Raw genomic sequence first — 21,675 nt, 5'->3', positions numbered from 1 at the left:
TTGCAGTGATCCGCCCATGAACAGCGACATCGACCCTTTCCGCTCCGCTCCTGACGCGTCCGCCGGCGAATCGCAGCTGCCCGTCGCGACCGAGTACAAGTTCTCCCACGTCACCACCGGCCGCTACCTGCCCACCCCGGGCAAGATGCCGGGCTGGCCGTTTGCCGACATCGGCGAATGGAAGATGGACGTGGCCGCCAGCGCCGACGACTGGGTACGCGAAGTGCGCGACTGGCGCCGTGAGCATCTGGTGCGCATCGGCTACAACGACAGCTACTACCGTCGCCCGGAACTGCAGTGGGCGCAGCGCAATTTCGTGCACGCGCAGATGATGGTCGAGGACCGCTACTTCCACGATCCCTTCGCCGGCAAGTACACCGTCGATCGCTATCTCGACGACCTGATCGCACGCTTTGGCGGCATCGACAGCGTGTTGATCTGGTTCGTCTACCCGAACATCGGCATCGACGACCGCAACAAGACCGACCTGGGCCGCGACCTGCCCGGCGGCATCGAAGGCCTGCGTGGTGCGGTGGCCGATTTCCATCGCCGCGGCGTGAAAGTCTTTCTGCCGACGATGCCGTGGGATCACGGCACCCGCGAACCTGAGAAAAGCGACTGGGACACGATGGCTGAACTCGCCAAGGCGGTCGGCGCCGACGGCGTCAATGGCGACACCTACAACGGTGTGCCGCGCGCCTTCGTGGATGCGGGCGACGCCATCGGCCATCCGCTGGTGGTGCAGCCGGAGTCGACCATCAGTGCCTCCGAACACCTGATCTGGAACGTGCAGAGCTGGGGCAAGAAAGCGCCCAACACCCTGGTGCCGCCAGTGTCCAAGTGGAAGTGGCTGGAGCCGCGCCACATGGTCAACTACGAAAACCGCTGGGGTCGCGACCGCACCCATGACCTGCAATACATCTTCTTCAATGGCATCGGCTACAACGCCTGGGAAAACATCTGGGGCATCTGGAACCAGTTCACACCGCGCAATGCCGAGGCGCTGCGCCGTATCGCCACCCTGTATCGCCAGTTCGCGCCGCTGCTGGTCAGCATGGACTGGCGCCCGTACGCGCCGACCCGGCAGGTAGGCGTGTTCGCCAGCCACTTCCCGGTGAGTGGCTTGCAGTTGTGGACCATCGTCAATCGCAACGAATACCCGATCGAGGGCGAGCAACTGGCCGTAGCGCACGTGGCGGGTACCCGCTATGTCGACGCCTGGAACGGCGAAGTGCTGGTTCCGCGCATCGAGGGCGAGAACGCGATCCTGAGCTTCACGCTGGAAGGCCATGGCTTTGGCGCAGTGCTGGCGCTGGCCGAAGGCGCCGCGCCGGAAGATTTGGACGTCTATATGGCCGGCGCCCGCGAGGCGGCCAGGACGCCGCTCAACGCCTTCAGCCACGAATGGAAGTCGCTGCCGCAGCAACTGGTCACCATCGCCGCCACCGCGCCGGCGGCGGCAGCGCCGGACGGCATGCTGGCGATCCCCGCTGGCGAGTTCGACTTCGTCGTCAACGGCATCGAGATCGAAGGCCACATGTGGCAAGGCGTGGACGTGCAGTATCCGTGGGAAAGCAGCGCCCGCCGGTCGCACCGCCGACGCATGGCGATGCGGCCGTTCTTCATCGACCGCCACCCGGTCACCCATGCGCAGTTCAAGCGGTTCATCGATGCCAGTGGTTACCGGCCACGCGACGCGCACAACTTCCTGCGTGATTGGGTCGATGGTGCGCCGCCGGCCGGCTGGGACAACAAGCCGGTGACCTGGGTGTCGATCGAGGACGCCCGCGCCTACGCAGCATGGGCCGGCAAGCGCCTGCCACGCGAATGGGAGTGGCAGTACGCCGCCCAGGGCACGGACGGGCGACTGTATCCGTGGGGCAACTCATGGGACGCCGACGCGGTGCCGGCACCCGAATACGGCCGTCGCCTCAGCCCGGCCGCCGACGTCGACGCGCACCCACGCGGCGCCAGCCCGTTCGGGGTGATGGATCTGGTCGGCAACGTGTGGCAGTGGACCGACGAATACCACGACGAACACACCCGCGCCGGCATCCTGCGCGGCGGCAGCTCGTACCGCCCGCAAACCTCGCACTGGTACTTCCCGCAGGCCTATCGCCTCGACCAGCACGGCAAATACCTGCTGATGGCACCGGCCAAGGACCGCTCCGGCCGCGTCGGTTTCCGTTGCGTCGTGGACGCGGCATCGTGAGCACCGTCATGCACACACCGGTTGACGTGCGCCTGGGAGGCTTGCTGGGCGATGCGTTGGAAGCGAACCGCACGGGGCGCCTTTCGCACTTCATCACCGACGCGCAAAGCCCGGCCATCGAGATCTTCGGCCGCGAGTGGAAGCTGCGCAACACCGAGGGCGACTGGTACGGCGAGCATGCCGGCAAGTGGTTGGTGGCGGCGGCCAAGGCGGCCGCGCGCAGCGGCGATCCCGCGCTGCTGGCGAACCTGCGCCAGGTCGCCGATTTCCTGGTGGCCGAGCAGGAGGCGGACGGCTATCTCGGCACCTATTCCAGCGGCCACCGCTTCATGCAAAAACAGCCGCCCAAGCCGGGCACCTGGGACGGCGCGCCCAGCGTGCGCACCTGGGACGTCTGGACCCACAGCTATCTGATCCTCGGTTTTCTCGAAGTACACAAGCACTTCCCCGAACCGCGTTACCTCGATGCCGCGCGACGCATCGGTGACCTCTGCCTGCACACCTTGACGGTCGGTGGCATCGACATCACCGAGCTGGGCAATCACCACGGCATGTCGGCGACGGTGCTGATGGACCCGGCCGCCGAGCTGTACCTGGTCACCGGCGAAAAGCGCTACCTGGAACTGGCCGAGCTGATCCTGAAACAGGCCAACGACAACCCGGACCTGGCCTTGCTCGACCGCGCGCTTGCCGGTGCCGATGCCGCCGAGATCGCCACCGGCAAGGCCTATCAACTGGCGTGGAACCTGGTGGGTCTGGCCAAGCTGCATCGCGCCACCGGCAATCCGGTTTACCGGCAGGTGCTTGATCGCCTGTGGACCAGCATCCGCGACAACCACCTGTCGCTGGGCGGCGGTCCGTGGGGCGGGGTGGCGCACCGTTCGCGCGAGGTATTCAACGCGCCCTTTGCGTTCAACCCGCAAGCTTATGTCGAAACCTGCTCCACCCTGGCGTGGATCCAGTTGAACCGCGAGTTGCTGGCAATCAGCGGCGACGCGAAATTCGCCGGGGAAATCGAACGTTCTGCCTACAACGACCTGTTGGGCGCGCAGGCACCCAATGGCGAGGACTGGTGCTACTACGTGTTTCCCAACGGCAAGCGCGTGCACACCACCTACTGGCGCTGCTGCAAGTCCAGCGGCGCGATGGCACTGGAGGAACTGCCCGCGATTGCCTGGCAACGCATCGCGGACGATCACGTCGCGGTGAATCTGTACGGGCCCGGGGAGATGACGACGACCTTGGCGCAGGCGGGCCAGGTCAGCCTGACGCAGCACACCGACTACCCGTTCGATGGTGCCATTCACCTCGTCGTGCGGTCGGAGCACGTGGCGAACTTCCGCTTGTCGCTGCGCATTCCCGGATGGGCGGATCAGGCCGCCATCCAGGTCAACGGCGTGGCCGTGACCGCAGATCTGCTGCCCGATACCTATGTCGAGCTGATGCGCGCCTGGCAGCCCGGTGACGAAATCACCCTGAATTTCCCGATGCGTCCGGCCGTCCATCGCAAGCTCAACCGCAACGTGCAGGAGTCGTTCGCTCCGGACGGTTCACCGGTGGCGCAGGAGGTGCTGCGCTACGAATACCTGGCGATCAGCCGCGGCCCTCTGGCCTATGCCACCGGCCTGATCGATGGCTTCAAGATGGAGGAAACCCTGCGCCTGCCGCCAGGCCACAGCGACGACTGGCTGCAATTGCTGCCCGCGCCGACCGATGGCGAAGGCCCGCGAATCAGCATGCAACTGGGCTATCGCGAGCCGCTGGTGTTCGTGCCGTATTACCGCGCGGGCGGTCGCCGTCATGGCGCGTGGCGACTTACCTGGATGCAGCTTGCCGACGATCCGCAAGCCGTCGCGGAATGACGGGCGCCCGCGCAATCAAGCAAGAATTTGTGCGGCGAGAAAGTATCCGGCCGCAGTGTTTCTTCGCGTCGGTGCATAGCAGACTTTCCCACTACATCGATGACACGGATTCATGGACCGAGACGGCATGGCAACTTCCTCTCCCTTCGACCTGGTAGGTCGGTCCGGCGCGCCGGGGCCGCTCAGCGGTGTGCGCGTGCTCGATCTCAGCAGCTATATCGCCGGCCCCTATGGCTGCACGATGCTGGCCGACCAGGGCGCTGCCGTCATCAAGATCGAGCCGCCCGATGGCGACAATCTGCGCAAGTACCCATCCACGCTGCAGGACGAGAGCCGCGCCTTCATCGGCGTCAATCGCGGCAAGCTGGGCATCACGCTGGACCTGAAACAGCCGGCCCAACACGCGGTGCTGCTGAAGCTGGTGCGCGAGGCGGACGTGCTGGTGCACAACTTCCGCCCCAGCGTGCCGAAGCGGCTCGGCATCGACCACGAGCAGTTGAACCTGATCAACCCGCGGCTGATCTATTGCGCACTGACCGGCTACGGTGAAACCGGGCCGATGAAGGACAAGGCCGGCTACGACCAGGTGCTGCAGACGATGACCGGCATGTGCGTGTTGCAGGGCAAGCGTGGCGGCGCGCCCGAGATCATCTACGGCTCGGTGGTCGATTACTATGCGGCTGCCTTGCTGGCGGCCGGGGTGTCGTCGGCGCTGTTCGAGCGCGAGCGCAGCGGCTTGGGCCAGTTCGTGGGCGTGTCGTTGCTGCGCAGCGCGCTGACCATGCAGTCGGCGCGGATGGTGTGGGTCGATGGTGAATCGCCCGACATCGGCCGCGACATGCGCTCCGGTGGCGTCACCGGTATCCACCCGGCGCGCGAAGGCCACCTGTATATCTCGGCCAATACGCCGCACTTCTGGAAAGCGCTGTGCGCCAAGGTGGGGTTGCCGCAACTGGTCGATGACCCGCGCTACGACAGCGTGCGCAAGCGCGCGCAGCACGGCGACGAGATCGTGCCGCTGCTGCACGCCGCGTTGGCAACGCGCACCGCGCTGGAGTGGGAGGCCTGGTTTGGCGACGAGGTGCCCTGCGCCGCCGCGCGCCGGGTCGAGGACATGTTCGAGCATCCGCAAGTGGTGGCGGAGCAGATGATGACCAGCTTCGATCACCCAGTGGTGGGCCGCTACCGTGGCGTGACGCAACCGATCCGGTTTGGCCGCACGCCCGGCCCGACACCGTTCACTGCGCCGACGCTGGGCCAGGATACCGAGGCGGTGGTGGCTCGCGTTGACGGCACTGTCGACGTATAAGGATCCTGACCATGCGTGTCATTTCGCTGCATCTCGTCACGCGTTTCCCGTCACTCGGTCGCCGCTGGTTGGCGAGTGCCGGCCTGTTGCTCGCCACCGGCATCAGCGCCGGTTGCGCAACCGGCGATACGCGTCCGCTGGATGTTCCCGAGATCCGTCCCGGCGTGGCGGTGGGTTATCTGACGACGGCGCAACTGCCCGACAGCGTGGCCCTGCTGCCTCCGCCACCCGCGCGCGACTCGGCCGGTTTCGCCGCCGACCAGGCGATCAGTGCGGTGCGTCACCTGCGCGGTACGCCGCGCTGGACGCAGGCCATTGCCGATGACGGGCTGGGCTTCCCGCAGGCCGCCAACATTTTTTCCTGCGCCATGGACGTGGCCGTCGATGCACACACCACGCTGCACCTGTACCGGCTGCTGCGACGCACGCGCACCGACGCCGCGGTCGTCAGCGATGCGGCCAAGCATCATTACAAACGGCCGCGCCCGTTCATGGAGAACCACGCGCCTACCTGCACCCCGGCCAAGGAAAAAGGCCTGGCGGCGAACGGCTCGTATCCGTCGGGGCATACCTCGATCGGTTGGGCCTGGGCGCTGATCCTCAGTGAAGTGGCCCCCGAGCACACCGACGCCATCCTCGCCCGCGGCCGCTCCTACGGTGAGAGCCGGCTGGTCTGCAACGTGCACTGGCAAAGCGACGTAGTGCAGGGCCGCTTCATGGCGGCCGCCGTGGTCGCGCGGCTGCATGCCAACGCGGACTTCCGCGCTGACCTCGATGCGGCCCGGGCCGAAGTCGCCCAGGCGCGCAGCCGCGGGCTGAAACCCACCCGCGATTGCGCTGCCGAAAGCGCGGCGCTTGCGCAGCCGATGCCGGCCATCCAGTAAGGTTTGTGGCGCGGGGTGGGCGCTCAGCGCGTGCGCTTTTTCGGCGCGCTGCGCAGCGGTCCGGTCGAGCCGCGCACCACCAGTTCCGGGCTGAAGCCGTGGTTGACCGGGTCGACGGGCTCGCCGTGGGCGTCGTGTTCCAGGCCGCTGATCAGTCGACGTGCGGCGTGGCGGCCGATTTCCTCGGTGGCCTGGCGGGCGGTGGTGAGTGCGGGCCACGACTGCTTGGAGAACGGGCTGTCCTCGAAGCCGGTGATCGACAACTCCCACGGCACGCTGATGCCGCCCGAATGCGCCGCCGCCAGCACGCCGGCGGCGATCTCGTCGTTGGAGCCGAAGATGGCGGTGGGGCGATCCTTCAGCGCCAGCAGCTTGCGCGCGCCGCGGAAGCCGTCGTCGAAGGAGTAATCGCCGGCCACGATCAGCTTGCGGTCCAGCGTGATGCCGTAATCCTTCAGCGCATCCTCGTAGCCCTGGTAGCGCTCGCCGCTGGAGCGATGCTCGCGGCCGCCCCACAGGAAACCGATGCGCTGGTGACCGAGCTGGATCAGGTGCTCGGTGATCGCATACGCCGCGTCGCGATCGTCCACGTACACGCAGGGGTAGCCATCCTGCGGGTCGCTGCGCGCGGAAATGATGCGCATGAACGCGATGCCGGCATCAGCCAGGGTCTTGATCAGCTCGGGCTGCTCGGACATCGGTGGCGCCAGCACCAGCCCGGCCAGGCGCGAGTGCTGCACCAGCGCGCACAGCTCCTCGGCCAGCTTCGGCGAGGAGGCGTCGCAGGGATGGATCTGCAAGCCGTAGCCGCTCTCGCGGCAAACCGACAGCACGCCGCGCTGCATGCTGATGATGTAGTGCGCGTTGGGGTTGTCATAGACCAGGCCCAGCAGGCGCGCCCGCGTACTACGCAGGCTGCGGGCGGAAGGGTCGGGGCGATAGCCCAGGGTGTCGATCGCCCGCTGCACTTTCTCACGCGTGCGCTCGTGTACCGAGGCCTCGTGGTTGATCACCCGCGATACGGTTTTCAGCGACACGCCAGCCAGTTCGGCAACATGCTTGATGGTGGCGTTACGCAATGACGGATCCTTCAGGCGATCGGGCCGCACGGCGGCGGCACCAACACGGTGGCACGCGCGAAAGCCGCGTGCCGGATCAGCCATTCTAGCGGCGCCGACGCCCGGACGGCCAAATACGTCACGCTGCCGCGTCCTGGCCCACGCGGTGGCCGGCCAGCCCGTAATACAGGATGTACAGGTAGCACGGCACCATCAGCAGCAGGAAAGCCAGCTGGAAATCGATGTGCTGCTTCAGGTGCACGAACAGCTGCGGCACGATCGCGCCGCCGGCGATGCCCATGATCAGCAGCGCCGAGGCGAACTCGGTGAAGCGGCCAAGGCCCTTGATCGCCAGCGGGAAAATCGCCGGCCACATCATCGCGTTGGCAAAACCCAGCGCCGCCACGAAGCCCACCGACACATAGCCGTGGGTGAGGAATGCGCCGATGGTGAACAACACGCCCAGCACCGCCGACATCGCCAGGTAGCGTTGCTGCGACATCACCCGCGGAATCATCAGCAAGCCGGCGATATAGCCCAGCAGCATCGCGCCCAGGGTGAACGCGGTGAAGAATTTCGTCTCGTCCAGCGGCAGGCCGAAGCCCGCGCCGTAAGTGCCGATGGCGTCGCCCGCCATCACCTCCACGCCCACGTACAGAAACAGGCACAGCACGCCCAGCCACAAGTGCGGATACGAGAGGATGCCGCGGCGCGACGCACCGGCGCCGGCGCTGTTGGCGGTCGACGCCTCCACCTCGGGCAGCGATGAGCGCACCACCCAGATCGCCAGCAACACCAGCACGCCGGCCATCACCATGTACGGGGTGTGGATCTTCGCGGCGAAGGTATTGAGCAGCACTTCGCGCGTGGCCGGGTCGGCGGCTTTCACCTGCTGGTCGATATCGCCGATGCCATGCAGCACCAGCGCACCGATCAGCAGCGGCGCAAGAATGCCCGCGAACTTGTTGCAGATGCCCATCACCGCAATGCGCTGCGCCGCGCTCTCGATCGGTCCCAGGATGCTGATGTACGGGTTGGACGCGGTCTGCAGCAATGAAAGGCCGGCACCGATCACGAACAGGCCGAACAGCGCGCCGGGGAAAATCCGCATGGTGGCGAACTGGCCGAACAGCACCGCGCCGATCGCCATCACGAACAGGCCCAGCGCCATGCCGCGCTTCATGCCGGTCACTTTCAGGATCGCCGAGGCCGGCAGCGACAGGAAGAAGTACGACAGATAGAAGGCCATCGGCACCAGGAAAGCATTCACGTCGTTGAGGTCGAATGCCAGCTTGACGAAAGTGATCAGTGGCCCGTTGAGCCAGGTCACGAAGCCGAAGATGAAAAACAGGACGCCGATGATGATGATCGGCCCCAGGTTCGAGCGGTCTGCCTGCGCCGCGTCCAGCGTGGTTGCCATGCGTATTCCCCCGATGTCCGCCACCGACGATGGCAGTGGATGATCGCCCCCGATGGTGGCGTCGAAATGGGGGCGAAGCGCCCCCGCTGACGGAATGTCTCGCAATTGGACAGAAAGTGCAACGTTGTCAATAAATGCACTCATTGAGCGCTGCTTATGGCCGTCCATATCGCGCGTACCGAGACGGTCAGCCGCCGTTCTTGCGGCGTTGCCGCATCCGCATAATGGCCGGATCAAGGAGGAATAACCCTAAAAACAAGGCATATTTTGCGATCAATTAGATTCAGGTGATGGCGTCGGGGCAAATGTATTGCGACGCATCATGCGGCGTCTGAAAATTTGGCGCCGATGGTTTGACAACGTTGTCATTCTCAGTCCATGCTCCGTCCCCATCAGCACCCGTGCGACCTGCTGCGGCAGCAATGCCCGCATCGCACGGCAAACCTGGCAAGGGAGAATCGGGGTGGGGGAAGTGGTCAACCAGCGTCATGTCATGTCGCCGTCGACGGCGGCGGATCATCGGGTCGCGCCGTTCCTGGCTGCCGATGTCGGTGGCACGCATGCGCGCATCGCGCTGGTCGCCCCGGCGGCGAACCGCAAGCAGCCGATCGACGTGTTGCACTACCGCCGCTACCAGTGCGCCGCCTGGCCCAGCCTTACCGCCGTATTGCGCGACTTTGTGGAGCAGTTGCCGGGCGTGGCGCAGGAACCGGCGCCGGCGGAATGCGCGGTGGCCTGCGCCGGCTACGTGCTGGGCGACGCCATCGTCAATGAGAACCTGCCCTGGCCGGTATCCATCGGCGACATCCGCCAAAGCCTGGGCATCAGGCGGGTGGCGGTGATCAACGATTTCGAAGCGCTTGCCTACGCCACGCAGTTTGTCGATCAGGCCGATACGCGCGCCGTCATCGACGCGATCCGGCCGACCGCGCCCGGCCCGGTGCTGGTGATGGGGCCGGGCACCGGGCTGGGCTCGGCGGTGCTGATGCCGGGTGAGCCGCACGCGCACGTGCTGGCCACCGAAGCGGGGCAGATTTCACTGGCACCGGGTACCGAGCGCGAGCGGCAGGTGTTGCCGTTGCTGGCGCACGGGCGCGATTACGTCTCGTACGAAAACGCGCTCTCCGGCCCCGGCTTGCTGAATCTCTATCGCGCGCTGTGCAGCCTGCATCGCACGTCGCCCGCGGCGACCACGCCCGCCGACGTCACCGCCGCGGCGCTGGCGGGGCAAGACCCGGCCGCGGTCGAGGCGCTGGACATGTTCTGCGGGTTGCTCGGCAGCTTCGTCGGCGACCTGGTGATGCTTTACGGCGCGCGCGGCGGCGTGTACCTGGCCGGCGGCATCCTGCCGCAGATCCACGGCTTCCTGGCGTCCAGCACGTTCGCCGAACGCTACTTCAACAAGGGCGTGATGCGCGCTTATCTGCAACAGGTTCCGGTTCGATTGATTGAGCACGGCCAGCTTGGCGTCATGGGTGCTGCAGGCTGGTTTCTCGAAGAGCGGAGGAACACGTGACACGTCGGCGGCACCGGGCATCCAGCCACAAAACCTGCGATCCATGAAGAGCTCGACCGTCGGCATTCCGTTCGCCGGTCACCAAACCAGCCACCTCTGAGGGGAGGAAACACCATGAACTACCGCAAGACCATGCTCGCCGCGAGCATCATCACCGGCTTGTGCCTGTCGGGTGCGGCATTTGCCCAGGACGCCGCCAGCCAGACCAGCGGCAGCACCGCCACGTCGGCCGCGCAGAAGAAGGCCGAGGAGGTCAAGAATCTGAGCACCGTTACGGTGACCGGCATTCGCGCCAGCCAGGAAAATGCGCTGAACCTGAAACAGGCGGCTGATTCGCATCTCGAAGTGGTTACCGCCGAAGACGTCGGCAAGCTGCCGGCCCACAACGTTGCCGATGCCCTGCAGGGCCTGCCGGGCGTCAACATCAGCTCGTCCAGTTCCGACGAGGGCGGCTTCGACGAATCCGATCGCGTCAGCCTGCGTGGCACCAGCCCCAGCCTCACCCAGACCCTGATCGACGGCCACTCGGTGGGTTCGGCCGACTGGTTCGTGCTCAGTCAGATGCAGACCGTCGGCCGCAGCGTCAGCTACACCTTGCTGCCGTCCGAACTGGTCAGCCGCGTGGAAGTGCACAAGTCATCCGAAGCCAAGCTGGTGGACGGCGGCACTTCCGGCAACATCAACATCATCACGCGCAAGCCGCTGGACTTCGACAAGCCGGTCACCATCAACGCCTCGGTCGGCGCGGTCCGTTCCGACGCAGCCGGTGCGAATGATCCGCAGCTGTCCGCCCTGTTCAACTACAAGACCGACACCTTCGGCGTGTTGGTGCAGGCGTTCAAGCAGAAACGCCACCTGCAGCGTGAGGCGCAGGAGCTGCCGTCCGGCTTCCTCACCATCGCCGCGGATGCGCCGGTGACGGCCACCAATCCGGATCTGGCCGGCGTCCTGGCGCCCAGCCTGCTGGGCTCGACCCTGTTCACCCAGGTGCGTGATCGCAAGGGTGGCCTGCTGTCGCTGCAGTTCCGTCCCAGCGATGACCTGACCCTGGGCCTGAACGGGTTCTACTCGGACCTCAAGGCAGACAACTACAACCGCAACTTCATGCTGTGGGGCGGCAACTTCATCTCCAGCCAGGCGCCCGAGCCCGGCTACACCGTCAGCAATGGCGTGTTGACCGACGCCAGCTATGCAGGTGTTGCCGGCACTGCCTACGGCATCTACGACATGATTGCCCGCACGTCCTCGGCCAAGTCCAATTACGTCACCCTCGATGCGGACTGGCAGATCACCGACAGCCTGTCGAGCAAGTTCGAGCTGGGCACCAGCAAGGGCACCGGCCTTACCGCCAAGCAGTACATCGCCGAAGTGACCACGGCCATCGGCGGTGGTGCGCAGTACCAGACGCACGGCATCGGTTCACCGGTCGATTGGAGCCTGGGTGGATATACCGGCCCGGCGGCCACCGGTTTCGGCACCTGGGGCAACCAGATGTACAAGACCGTGGATGAGGAAAAGTTCGGCACCGCGGACTTCACCCAGTACTTCGACAGCAGTGTGCTGTCCTCGATCGACTTCGGTGTGCGTTACGCCAACCACACCCGGCAGGTCTTCTCGCCGGAAGGCGCCAGCCCCGGCGCGATCGGCCCCGCGCTGGAAGCCAATGGCGTCACCGGCAAGTACCCGAGCGATTTCGGCAGCGGCATCGGCGGCAACTTCCCCACCGATATCTGGTACTACACCGTTGGCTCGTTGAAGGACGCCGTCGAACAGAATTCGACGTGGCTGTCGGACAATGATGGCCCGACCGGCCGCCACAACTACGGCGCCGAGTTCAAGGTCAACGAGAAGAACCTGGCCGGCTACCTGCAAGCCAACTTCACCGGTGATGGCTGGAGCGGCAACTTCGGTCTGCGCTATTCGCACATCCGGCAGAACGTCGACAGCTACGTGGTCAACGCCAACGCCGCCACCGCGGATGTCAGCAGCCTGTTTGGCGCATGGGATGCGAAGCAGCAGGAAAACACGATCAACCGCGTGCTGCCCAGCGCCAACCTGAAGTTCAATCTTGCCGACGACCTGCTGTTCCGCTTCGCCGCCTCGCAAACGCAGACGCTGCCGGATTACTCCGCACTCGGCGCGGCATCCAGTGGCTCGGATCTCAGCAAGACCGGCAGCGGCGGCAACCCGATGCTGAAGCCGGTGTTGTCGACCAACTTCGACGCCGCCCTCGAGTGGTACTTCATGCCGCGTGGCCTGCTGTCCGCAGGCGCGTACTCGATGCACCTGAAGGATTACGTCGCTTACGGCGTGTCCAAGCAGATGCTGTTCAGCGAACTGACCCACCAGCTCGAGCAATACGACATCTCGTCGCCGGTCAACGCCGACGGTGACGTGCAGGGTGTGGAACTGGCCTATCAGCAGCCGATCGGCGACCACTTCGGCGTAACCGCGAACTACACCTACGCCGATGGCAGCACCGATCACACCTGGGCCGACGGCAGCAACCACTTGCTGGGCACTTCGAAGAACACCTACAACGTGGGCGCGTACTTCGAGAACGACAAGTTTGCCGCGCGCGTCAACTACACCTCCCGTTCGTCCTTCCTGATCGGCCTGAAGGGCGCCAACCCTTACTACCAGGACAAGTTCGCCACCTTGTCGGCGTCGGTCAGCTACAGCCCGACCGAATGGATGAGCGTCAGCCTGGATGCGCTGAACCTCAACGATCCGACCATCACCTACTACCAGGCCGCCACGGTACCTACCGCGTTCTACTCCAACGGTCGCCAGTACTACCTCAACTTCCGCTTCAAGTACTGACCTACCCCCGTACCTCCCGGGCCACGGATGGCCCACCACCAACCCCCTTTCCGGGCCCGTCAGGCACACTGTACGGGCCCTTTTTTTAAAGCGTGTCGCGCGGTTTTAGCGACCCACGATGGAGATGGACCATGACGCGTCGTCTGCCCACCCTTCTGCATGCCTGCGCATGGCTCTGCGCCGCCCTGATGGTGGTCTTGTCCGCAACCGCCCACGCCGCCACCGACGCGGTGGTTCCGCTGATCCCGCAGCCGGCGCAGGTCACCGTCACCGAAGGCCGGTTCACGGTGGGCGTCGATACGCCGATCGTGATTGCCGATGACGGGAAGGGCACGGCCAGCACCGCCGCCTACCTGTCCAGCCTGGTCGAGCGCACGCGCGGTTTGCGCTTGCGCGTGCAGCACGGCCCGGTGCCGGCGCATGCCATCGTCCTGCAGCGTGACCCGCAGGCCGTCGTAACGCAGGCGGAAGGTTACGCGCTGGATGTCACGCCCGAGGGCATCCGCATCAGCGCGCGCGATGACGCCGGCCTGTTTCATGGCGCCATCACCCTGTGGCAGTTGCTGACGCCCGATGCGAAGCACGGCCCGGTGACGCTGGCGGCGATGCAGGTCCGCGACCAGCCGCGTTTTGCCTGGCGTGGCCTGATGCTGGATTCCGTGCGCCATTTCCAGAGCGTGGCCGAGGTGGAAACGCTGATCGACCAGATGGCGCAGCACAAGATGAACACGCTGCACTGGCACCTCACCGACGACCAGGGCTGGCGTATCCAGATCAAGCGCTACCCCGAGCTCACCCGCATCGGCGCGTGGCGCACGCCGCCGGACGCGGGTAAAAACGGCGAGCCGAAACGCTACGGCGGTTTCTATACCCAGGACCAGATCCGCCAGGTGGTCGCCTACGCCGCCGCGCGCCACATCACCATCGTGCCGGAGCTGGACATGCCCGGCCACGCGCAGGCCGCGGTGGCCGCGTACCCGCAGCTGGGCGTCACCGGCCAGCGGCCGCAGGTGTCCATCGACTGGGGCGTGAACCCCTGGCTCTACAACGTCGACGACGACACCTTCACCTTCATCGACAACGTGCTGGACGAAGTGCTGGCGTTGTTCCCGTCCACGTACATCCACGTCGGCGGCGACGAGGCGATCAAGGATCAGTGGGAAGCTTCGCCCGCGGTGCAGGCGAAGATGCGCGAGCTGGGCATCACCAGCGAGAACGCGCTGCAGGGCTGGTTCATCGACCGCGTCGGCCAGTACCTGGAAAAACATGGACGCAAGCTGATCGGCTGGGACGAAATCCTCGAAGGCGACAACCTGCCGGCCGATGCCACGGTGATGTCCTGGCGCGGTACCGACGGCGCGATCAAGGCCGCGATGCTGGGTCACGACGTGGTGATGGCGCCCGCGCCGAATCTCTACTTCGACCACGTGCAAAGCGAGCTGGAGGATGACTACGCCGGCCGGCTGGGCGTGGAATCCCTGCGCAGCGTCTATGGTTTCCAGGTGGTACCCGCTGTCTTGGGCGCCGCCCAGGCGAAGCATGTGCTGGGTGTGCAGGTCAATGTATGGACCGAACACATGCCCACGTTCGCCCATGTGGAGCATGCGGTATTCCCACGCCTGGATGCGCTCAGCGAGGTGGCCTGGTCGCCGGCCGCGAGCAACCACTGGCCCGCCTTCCTGGCCCGCCTGCCGGCGCAACTGGAGCGCTACAAGGCGCAGCGGATTCCGTACGCCGATGGCGCGTTCGCGGTGGACATCGCGATCGATCGCAACGTCGCGCTGGTCACCGGCCGGGCCACGGTCACATTGGCCAACCAGACCGACTTCGGCAACATCCACTACACGACCGACGGCAGCACGCCCACACTCAGCTCGCCACGTTACGACGCACCGTTCAACGTGACACTGCCGATCACCGTGCGTGCCGCCAGCTTTGCGGCGGATGGCAACGAACTGGCTGCCGCGCGGCAGCGCGTGCTCGATCGCGCCAGCCTGCTCACGGTGGCCGGAAACACCATGCCCAACTGCCCCGGCAGCGATTTCCGCCTGCGCGTGCAGCCACTGCCGGACGCCACGTCGACGGCACCGGTGTACACCATCAACGTATTCGACAGCTGCCATCTTTATCCGGCCACGCCGCTGGACGGGTTGACCTCGATCCGCGTCGATGCCGCGCGGCTGGTACGCAATTTCGCGATGGCCCACGACCAGAAACTGGTGGTGTCGCGCCCACGGCGCACGCCGTTCGGCGAGCTGGTGGTGCACCGCGATACCTGCAATGGCCCGGTGCTGGCCAGCATGCCGCTGCCCGACCCCGCGCACAGCGCGCGCAACTTCACCCTCAACGCGGCGCTGCCTGCGCAGCAGGGCGAGCACGCGCTGTGCCTGATCTACACGGCGCCGATCGATGGCGCGCTGTATGCGATCGGTCAGGTGGCGTTGAAGCCATGAACCTGGCGCCGCACGTCTCCCTTGCTCACTACTCTGCAACGCCCCTGAAGGGACTTCCTTCGGTCGCAGAAAGGTTGGGGAGGGGTTGCTCTTGAGCTTCCCCGCCACCCTGCGCCACCCCCTCCCAACCTCCCCCTGTGCGCAGGGGGAGGAGCGAAGCGCGCCGCGTCGTGTTTCCTCCCCTGCAACCCTGGGAAAGGAGCGAGGCATGGCCGCATGAGCAAGCGCCTCGCTTCCCTCGATGCCCTGCGCGGCTGCACTGTGGCGGGGATGTTGCTGGTCAACGACCCCGGCGACTGGGGGCATGTCTACGCGCCGCTGGAACACGCGTCGTGGCACGGCTGCACGCCGACCGATCTGGTGTTTCCGTTCTTCCTGTTCGTGGTCGGCGTGTCGACCGCGCTGGCCCTGCTGCCGCGGCTGGAACAGGGCGTGGCGCCCGGCGTTCTGGTGAAGGCGGCGCTGTGGCGGGCGCTGCGCATTCTTGCGCTGGGCGTGGCGATCAACCTGCTGGCGGCGTGGTTGTTGCCGCATGCGCACCTGCGTTTTCCGGGCGTGCTGCAGCGGATCGGCATCTGCTTCGCCGCGGTGGCGCTGTTTGCGGTTTATACCCGACCACGCACGCAATGGATCACCATCGGCGGCATCCTGCTTGGTTACTGGGGCTTGCTGCTGGCGGGCGGTTCGCTGGAGCCGTGGGTGAATATCGTCAGCCGCACCGACAGCGCCGTGTTCGGCCACTTCGTCTACCTGATCGACCCGGCCACCGGCCGCGGGCACGACCCCGAAGGCCTGCTCGCCACCCTGCCTTCGCTCGCCACCACCTTGCTGGGCCTGCGCGTCGGTTGCTGGCTGCGCCGTGGAGATATCCGCCGATTGCTGATCGCCGGTGTGCTGTTGCTGCTGCTCGGCGCGCTGTGGTCGCTGTGGCTGCCGCTCAACAAGAACCTGTGGACGTCGTCGTTCGTGCTGTGGACAGCCGGCTGGGCCACGCTGGCGCTGCTGGCCTTCCACTGGCTGATCGATCGGCACGGCTGGCCGGCCTGGGGTCGCCGTTTCGGCGTCAACGCGATCGCCGCCTACGCCGGCTCCGAACTGATGCAGATCCTGCTGCCCGCGCTGGGCTGGAACCAACCGATCTACCAGCACCTGTTCGCCGGCTGGATGACGCCGCACTTCGGTCCGTACGTGCCATCGCTGGCGTTCGCGGTGGTGTTCGTGACGGTGTGGTGGCTGATCGTGTGGGCGATGGATCGGCGACGGGTCTATCTGAAACTGTAGGTACCTGTGTGGGAAGGCCTCGAGGTTCAGCGCCGGCCGCGCAAGGCCTTGATGAAGGCGATCATCAGCAACACACCCAGCAGCAGGCCGACACCGGCACCCCACAACGCGCCAAGGTTGCCGGCAATCAGGTAGCCGATACCGAACCCCGTGGGAAACAACAGCAATATCGGCAGGCAACCCACCTCAGGGCGCCACCGCCGGTACTTCCGGCTGCGACGGTGGATAGCGCAGCAGCACGTGCTTCGCGCGTTGCTGATCGGCTGCGGACAACTCCACCAGCGCGCTGACCTTGCCGCCGACCAGCGCCGCGATCGGTGCGCCGTCGCGGTACAGCACGCGTGAACCGGCCAACGCCGCCACCTTGTCGCCCACCAATACGGTGCCGACCAGGTTCAGCGGATCGCTGCCGCTGACCGACACCAGCTCGCCGTCATCGGCGCGCCTGCGCACCGCACGCAGCGGGGCGATGGCCTCGGGCAGCGCGAACTGCTCGCCGACCAGGCCTTCGACAAAACGCCCGCCGCGAACCTCGCCGCGTGCCTCCAGCCGGTGATACACGCGCAGCAGGTCGCGCCATGACGGCAACCATGGCGCTTCGCGCTCCAGCAATTTCCAGAACACCACACCGTAGCGGCGAAGCAGGGTACGGGCGACGTGCTCCGCTTCCGCTTCATTCGAATCCAATCGGCGCGAAGCGCCACCATCGCCTCCTCTCCCCGTTGGCGACCGAAGGGAGTCCCCTTGCGGGTGGGAGAGGATTGAGGAGAGGGGCCGCTCTTGCCGCGACCCTTCATCCGTCCTTGCAGCGCTGCGCACCAACGACCACCGCCCCGCATCCTCGATGCTGCTCAGCTGATGCCGCCGCACCCGCCGATGCCGGCCGCCATCACGCTTGGCCGCTGGCAGCAGCAACGCGCGCAAGCCTGCAAAACTGTCGGCACGAACCTGGCCTGCGGCCACCAGCTCACCCAGCGCGTTTTCCACTTCGGTGCGCAGCAAGCGCGTGGCATCCATCAATTCGTCGAAAAACAGCGCGCCGCGTTCGGCCAGGGCATCGGCCACCGCCTGGGCGCGCGACGACAACGCAGCGTCGATCGGCTCCCTTTCCGCGATGGACGTCCAGACGGCCATCTCACGACGAGGCAGCAACACGATCGGCGTGCCGCGCACCGGCCCGCCGCTGCCGCCACCGCTGCGCAGCCGGGTCCAGCCGATGCGCCCCGCGCGACACAGATCGTCCAGCCAGCCGATCGAATAGTCGGCGACGCGCGCAGGCAGGATTTCCGACTCCCACGCACCCGCTGCCGCTTCGTAGCCCTCCAGTTGCGCCAGCGTGGCCGCCAGCGCATCCGGCCCATTGAGCCGCGCAGCGGCCGATACATGCTGCCAGTCGAACAGGAAACGCATCAGGTCGCGCCGGCTGACCGGCTCGATCTCGCGGCGCAGGCGGCCGATCGTGTAGCGGTGGATGCGTGCCAGCAGGTGGCGCTCGCACCATTCGGTGGCGCTGGCCTCCGCGGTGAAGCGTCCCTGCATCACGAAACCTTCGGTTTGCAGGCGCAGCAGCGCCTGTTCGACCTCCACCGCTTGCACCGCCATCGATCCGGCCAGCGCGGCCACGGTGACCGGGCCGAGCCCGCCCAGGCGACGGCGCAGCAGTTCCAGCAGCGCGTCCTCGCGCGTCCAGGTTTGCGCGGCGTATTCGGCCGGGGCGGCAATCGATGGCTGCATCACCGTGTCAGGATGAAGCGCCAGCCAGATGGGCAGCTGTTCGGCGGACGTCCATGCCCCTGTGGGAGCGAACAGGGTGGCGCGCCTTGCCCTGGCCAACACTTGCAACCGTTCGCTCCAGCCCGCGTTGGCGTCGACTTCCGCCTCGGTGACAAACCCCAGCAGCGTCAGTGCCTCGTGCATCTCGTCGGCATCGCGCACCTGCGGCCAGGCCTCCTCGCGCACGGCGGCGATCGCGTCGGGATCGAGCCGGCCCAGGTCGTCGGCATCGTCGGCGCTCCAGCGCCGTGTCTGCACCGCCTGGGTGCGGCGTTCCTCCAGTGGCGCGTCATCGAGGAACGCATACGGCGCCGCGTTCAACACCTCGGCCGCCAGCGGGCTGGGGCCGGTGAGGTCGCGCGCCACGATGGCGATCTCGCCCGCTTCCAGCGAACGCAGGATGCGCAGCAGGCCGTCCACGTCCATCGCCTCGCGCAGGCAGTCGTGCATGGTCTGGTTGACCAGCGGATGGTCGGGCACCTCGCGCTCGCCCACGATGTTTTCCAGGCAGGCCACCTGGTCGGGGAATACGGCGGCCAGCAGGTCCTCGCTTTTCATCCGCTGCAACGGCGGCGGCGTGCGCTTGCCACCGGTGAAGCGCGGCAGCGCCAATGCGGTCACGGCATTCCAGCGCCAGCGCGCGGGGAACAGCGGCGCATCCAGCAACGCCTGCACCAGCACGTGCTCGGCGGTGTTGGAGTGCAGGTAGTGGGCCACCTCCTCCAGCGGAAAGCTGTGGCTGGTGGACAGCGACAGCACGATCGCATCCTCGGTCGCGGCCGCCTGCAGCTCGAAGTTGAACTGGCGACAGAATCGCTTGCGCAGCGCCAGCCCCCACGCGCGATTGATGTGGCTGCCCCACGGCGTGTGGATCACCAGCTGGGTGCCGCCGGATTCGTCGAAGAAGCGTTCCAGCACCAGCGTGTGCTGGCTGGGCAGGACGCCGAGCGCGGATTTGGCGCGGGCGAGATAGTCGACGAGTTGCTGGGCGGCGGATTCACCGAGACCGAGTTCGTCGTGTAGCCACGCAAGCGCGCGCGCCTTGCTCCCCTCTCCCGCTTGCGGGAGAGGGGCCGGGGGAGAGGGTTCGGGCGTGTGGGACTGTTCGGCAAGCGCCTTGCCCTCTCCCCAACCCCTCTCCCGCACGCGGGAGAGGGGCTCGAGCAGAGCGGCGATTTCCTCGCGCAGCCGCGACACGCCGAACGACAATTCATCACTGCGCCCCGGCGCCTCGCCCAGCCAGAACGGAATACTGGGCGGCGCGCCGCGCGCGTCTTCCACGCGCAAGCGATCACGCTCCACGCGCTGGATGCGGTAGCTGGTGTTGCCCAGCTGGAAGATGTCGCCGGCCATGCTCTCGACCGCGAAATCCTCGTTCACCGTGCCCACGATGATCGCCTGCGGCTCCAGCACCACCTTGTAGTCGGCGGTATCGGGAATGGTGCCGCCGGAGGTGAGTGCGGTGAGCCGGGCGCTGCGCCGCGCCCGCAACTGACCATGCACCGCGTCGCGATGGATATACGCCGCGCGCGGCCCCTGGCGGGTGGTGAAACCCTCGGCCAGCATGCGCACCACGGCATCGAAATCGGCGCGCGAAAGATCGCGGTACGGATACGCGCGGCGCACCAGCGTGTACAGCGCGTCCTCGCTCCATTCCTGGCAGGCCACTTCGGCCACGATCTGCTGCGCCAGCACGTCCAGCGGCTGTGGCGGCAGGATCAGCGCATCGAGCTCGCCGCGACGCACGCAGTCGAGCAGGGCCGTGCATTCGACCAGATCGTCGCGGGTGGCCGGAAACAGCCGCGCCTTCGGCGTGCCGTCGATGCTGTGGCCGGAGCGGCCGGCCCGCTGCAGGAACGCGGCGATCGAGCGCGGCGAGCCGAGCTGGCAGACCAGGTCCACTTCGCCGATGTCGATGCCCAGCTCCAGCGAAGCGGTGGCCACCAGCACCGACAATTCGCCGCGCTTCAGCCGCTGCTCCGCGTCCAGCCGCTGCTCCTTCGCCAGGCTGCCGTGATGCGCGGCGACCACTTCCTTGCCCAGCCGCTCCGACAAGTGCCGCGCGGCGCGCTCGGCCATGCGCCGCGTGTTGACGAAGATCAGGGTGGTGCGATGCGCCTGCACCAGCTGCGCCAGCCGGTTGTAGACCAGCTCCCAGCTGTCGTTGGACATCACCGCTTCCAGCGGTACCGGCGGCACTTCGATGGCGAGGTCGCGGGGGCGGGTGTGGCCCACGTTGATGATGGTTGCGCTTCTGCTCCCTCCCCTGCGCGCAGGGGAGGGTTGGGGTGGGGTGCTCTTGCTCGTGGACTCAAGATCAAGAGCGTTACCCCCTCCCAACCTCCCCCTGCATGCAGGGGGAGGAGCAGGAGCGTCGCCGACCAAAAAGTCGGCGACCTTTTCTATGGGCTTCTGCGTCGCCGACAACCCGATCCGCAACAGCGGCCGCTGGCACAGCGACTGCAGACGCTCCAGCGATAGCGCCAGGTGCGAGCCGCGCTTGCTGCCGGCGATGGCGTGGATCTCGTCCACGATCACCGACCGCACGCCCGACAACATGGCGCGGCCCGAGGCCGAACCCAGCAGCACGTACAGCGATTCGGGCGTGGTCACCAGGATGTGCGGCGGTTGCTTGCGCAGCGCGTTGCGCTCGGCCTGCGGCGTATCGCCGGTGCGCACGGCGGTGCGGATCGCCACGTCGGGCAGGCCCAGTGTTTCCAGCTCGGCGCGGATGCCTTCCAGCGGCGCGTCGAGGTTGATATGGATGTCGTTGGACAGCGCCTTCAGTGGCGACACGTAGACCACGGTGGTGGCGTCGGCCAGCACGCCGCCGTGCGCCACGCCCTCGCGCACCAGTTCGTCGATGGCGGCCAGGAAGGCGGTCAGCGTCTTGCCCGACCCGGTCGGCGCCGCCACCAATGTGTGGTTGCCGGCGCGGATCGACGGCCACGCCGCCGCCTGCGCCGCCGTGAGCGCGGGAAACGTGCGGCGGAACCATGCCGCCACCGCCGGGTGGAAATCATCCAGCGGGGAAGGACTCGGCGACGGGTGCTGCGTGGGCACGGAGGAGCTCATCGGTCAGAT

General features: G+C 66.6%; 13 protein-coding genes. 8 read left to right on the top strand and 5 right to left on the bottom strand.

Going from position 1 to position 21,675, the window contains the following annotated elements:
• The first annotated feature begins 16 nt into the window (after nt 1-16).
• From ASD68_RS11565 to ASD68_RS11550, 4 genes are all read left to right on the top strand, one after another.
• Entirely contained in the window at nt 17-2,212 is a 2,196-nt protein-coding gene (locus ASD68_RS11565) for an SUMF1/EgtB/PvdO family nonheme iron enzyme (RefSeq protein WP_056606864.1), read from the top strand.
• Nucleotides 2,213-2,220: 8 nt separating this feature from the next.
• Complete coding sequence (locus tag ASD68_RS11560; RefSeq protein WP_235578723.1) at nt 2,221-4,074, top strand: beta-L-arabinofuranosidase domain-containing protein; 1,854 nt, start codon at nt 2,221-2,223, stop codon at nt 4,072-4,074.
• Between the two features lie 127 nt (nt 4,075-4,201).
• A complete protein-coding gene (locus tag ASD68_RS11555) occupies nt 4,202-5,383 on the top strand; it encodes a CoA transferase (protein ID WP_056606862.1) in 1,182 nt (393 codons plus the stop codon).
• Nucleotides 5,384-5,394: 11 nt separating this feature from the next.
• Nucleotides 5,395-6,267 (top strand): phosphatase PAP2 family protein, encoded by an 873-nt coding sequence (locus ASD68_RS11550; RefSeq protein WP_082546048.1) that lies wholly within the window; start codon nt 5,395-5,397, stop codon nt 6,265-6,267.
• Between the two features lie 23 nt (nt 6,268-6,290).
• Here the strand turns inward: ASD68_RS11550 and ASD68_RS11545 are convergent, their stop codons facing one another.
• The 3 genes from ASD68_RS11545 to ASD68_RS17055 form a co-directional block, all read right to left on the bottom strand.
• A complete protein-coding gene (locus ASD68_RS11545; protein ID WP_040670294.1) occupies nt 6,291-7,346 on the bottom strand; it encodes a LacI family DNA-binding transcriptional regulator in 1,056 nt (351 codons plus the stop codon).
• A 118-nt stretch (nt 7,347-7,464) separates the two neighbouring features.
• Nucleotides 7,465-8,745 (bottom strand): sugar MFS transporter, encoded by a 1,281-nt coding sequence (locus ASD68_RS11540; protein ID WP_056606860.1) that lies wholly within the window; start codon nt 8,743-8,745, stop codon nt 7,465-7,467.
• Nucleotides 8,746-9,028: 283 nt separating this feature from the next.
• Nucleotides 9,029-9,235, bottom strand: coding sequence for a hypothetical protein (locus ASD68_RS17055; protein WP_162247411.1), 207 nt, complete (start codon nt 9,233-9,235; stop codon nt 9,029-9,031).
• Nucleotides 9,236-9,238: 3 nt separating this feature from the next.
• On the opposite strand from ASD68_RS17055, the gene glk reads away from it, so the two are divergent.
• The 4 genes from glk to ASD68_RS11520 all read left to right on the top strand — a co-directional run bounded on the left by glk (nt 9,239) and on the right by ASD68_RS11520 (nt 16,818).
• Complete coding sequence (gene glk / locus ASD68_RS11535; protein WP_235578722.1) at nt 9,239-10,261, top strand: glucokinase; 1,023 nt, start codon at nt 9,239-9,241, stop codon at nt 10,259-10,261.
• A gap of 114 nt (nt 10,262-10,375) precedes the next feature.
• Nucleotides 10,376-13,084: a TonB-dependent receptor gene (locus ASD68_RS11530; protein ID WP_056606855.1), complete on the top strand. Its 2,709-nt coding sequence runs from the start codon at nt 10,376-10,378 to the stop codon at nt 13,082-13,084.
• A 131-nt stretch (nt 13,085-13,215) separates the two neighbouring features.
• On the top strand, nt 13,216-15,537 hold the full coding sequence (locus ASD68_RS11525) for a family 20 glycosylhydrolase (protein ID WP_056606852.1): 2,322 nt from the start codon (nt 13,216-13,218) through the stop codon (nt 15,535-15,537).
• A gap of 216 nt (nt 15,538-15,753) precedes the next feature.
• Entirely contained in the window at nt 15,754-16,818 is a 1,065-nt protein-coding gene (locus ASD68_RS11520; RefSeq protein WP_056606850.1) for a DUF5009 domain-containing protein, read from the top strand.
• A gap of 26 nt (nt 16,819-16,844) precedes the next feature.
• Here ASD68_RS11520 and ASD68_RS17125 read toward each other — a convergent pair whose 3' ends face one another.
• The gene (locus ASD68_RS17125; RefSeq protein ID WP_200945378.1) at nt 16,845-17,003 is read right to left on the bottom strand and encodes a hypothetical protein; all 159 of its coding nucleotides are present in this window, start codon (nt 17,001-17,003) and stop codon (nt 16,845-16,847) included.
• A 1-nt stretch (nt 17,004) separates the two neighbouring features.
• A complete protein-coding gene (locus ASD68_RS11515) occupies nt 17,005-21,654 on the bottom strand; it encodes a DEAD/DEAH box helicase (RefSeq protein ID WP_235578721.1) in 4,650 nt (1,549 codons plus the stop codon).
• Between the last annotated feature and the right edge of the window lie 21 nt (nt 21,655-21,675).

Source organism: Rhodanobacter sp. Root627 (assembly GCF_001427835.1).
Taxonomy (GTDB): Bacteria; Pseudomonadota; Gammaproteobacteria; order Xanthomonadales; family Rhodanobacteraceae; genus Rhodanobacter; species Rhodanobacter ginsenosidimutans.
Note: the sequence above shows the minus strand (reverse complement) of the source record. Positions and strands in the feature narration are given on the sequence as shown.

What these genes read in the sequence shown, in the direction of transcription:
- ASD68_RS11565 (WP_056606864.1), top strand. Translation starts at nt 17, where the DNA reads ATGAACAGCGACATCGACCCTTTCCGCTCCGCTCCTGACGCGTCCGCC.
- ASD68_RS11560 (WP_235578723.1), top strand. Translation starts at nt 2,221, where the DNA reads ATGCACACACCGGTTGACGTGCGCCTGGGAGGCTTGCTGGGCGATGCG.
- ASD68_RS11555 (WP_056606862.1), top strand. Translation starts at nt 4,202, where the DNA reads ATGGCAACTTCCTCTCCCTTCGACCTGGTAGGTCGGTCCGGCGCGCCG.
- ASD68_RS11550 (WP_082546048.1), top strand. Translation starts at nt 5,395, where the DNA reads ATGCGTGTCATTTCGCTGCATCTCGTCACGCGTTTCCCGTCACTCGGT.
- ASD68_RS11540 (WP_056606860.1), bottom strand. Translation starts at nt 8,745, where the DNA reads ATGGCAACCACGCTGGACGCGGCGCAGGCAGACCGCTCGAACCTGGGG.
- ASD68_RS17055 (WP_162247411.1), bottom strand. Translation starts at nt 9,235, where the DNA reads ATGACGCTGGTTGACCACTTCCCCCACCCCGATTCTCCCTTGCCAGGT.
- glk (WP_235578722.1), top strand. Translation starts at nt 9,239, where the DNA reads ATGTCGCCGTCGACGGCGGCGGATCATCGGGTCGCGCCGTTCCTGGCT.
- ASD68_RS11530 (WP_056606855.1), top strand. Translation starts at nt 10,376, where the DNA reads ATGAACTACCGCAAGACCATGCTCGCCGCGAGCATCATCACCGGCTTG.
- ASD68_RS11525 (WP_056606852.1), top strand. Translation starts at nt 13,216, where the DNA reads ATGACGCGTCGTCTGCCCACCCTTCTGCATGCCTGCGCATGGCTCTGC.
- ASD68_RS11520 (WP_056606850.1), top strand. Translation starts at nt 15,754, where the DNA reads ATGAGCAAGCGCCTCGCTTCCCTCGATGCCCTGCGCGGCTGCACTGTG.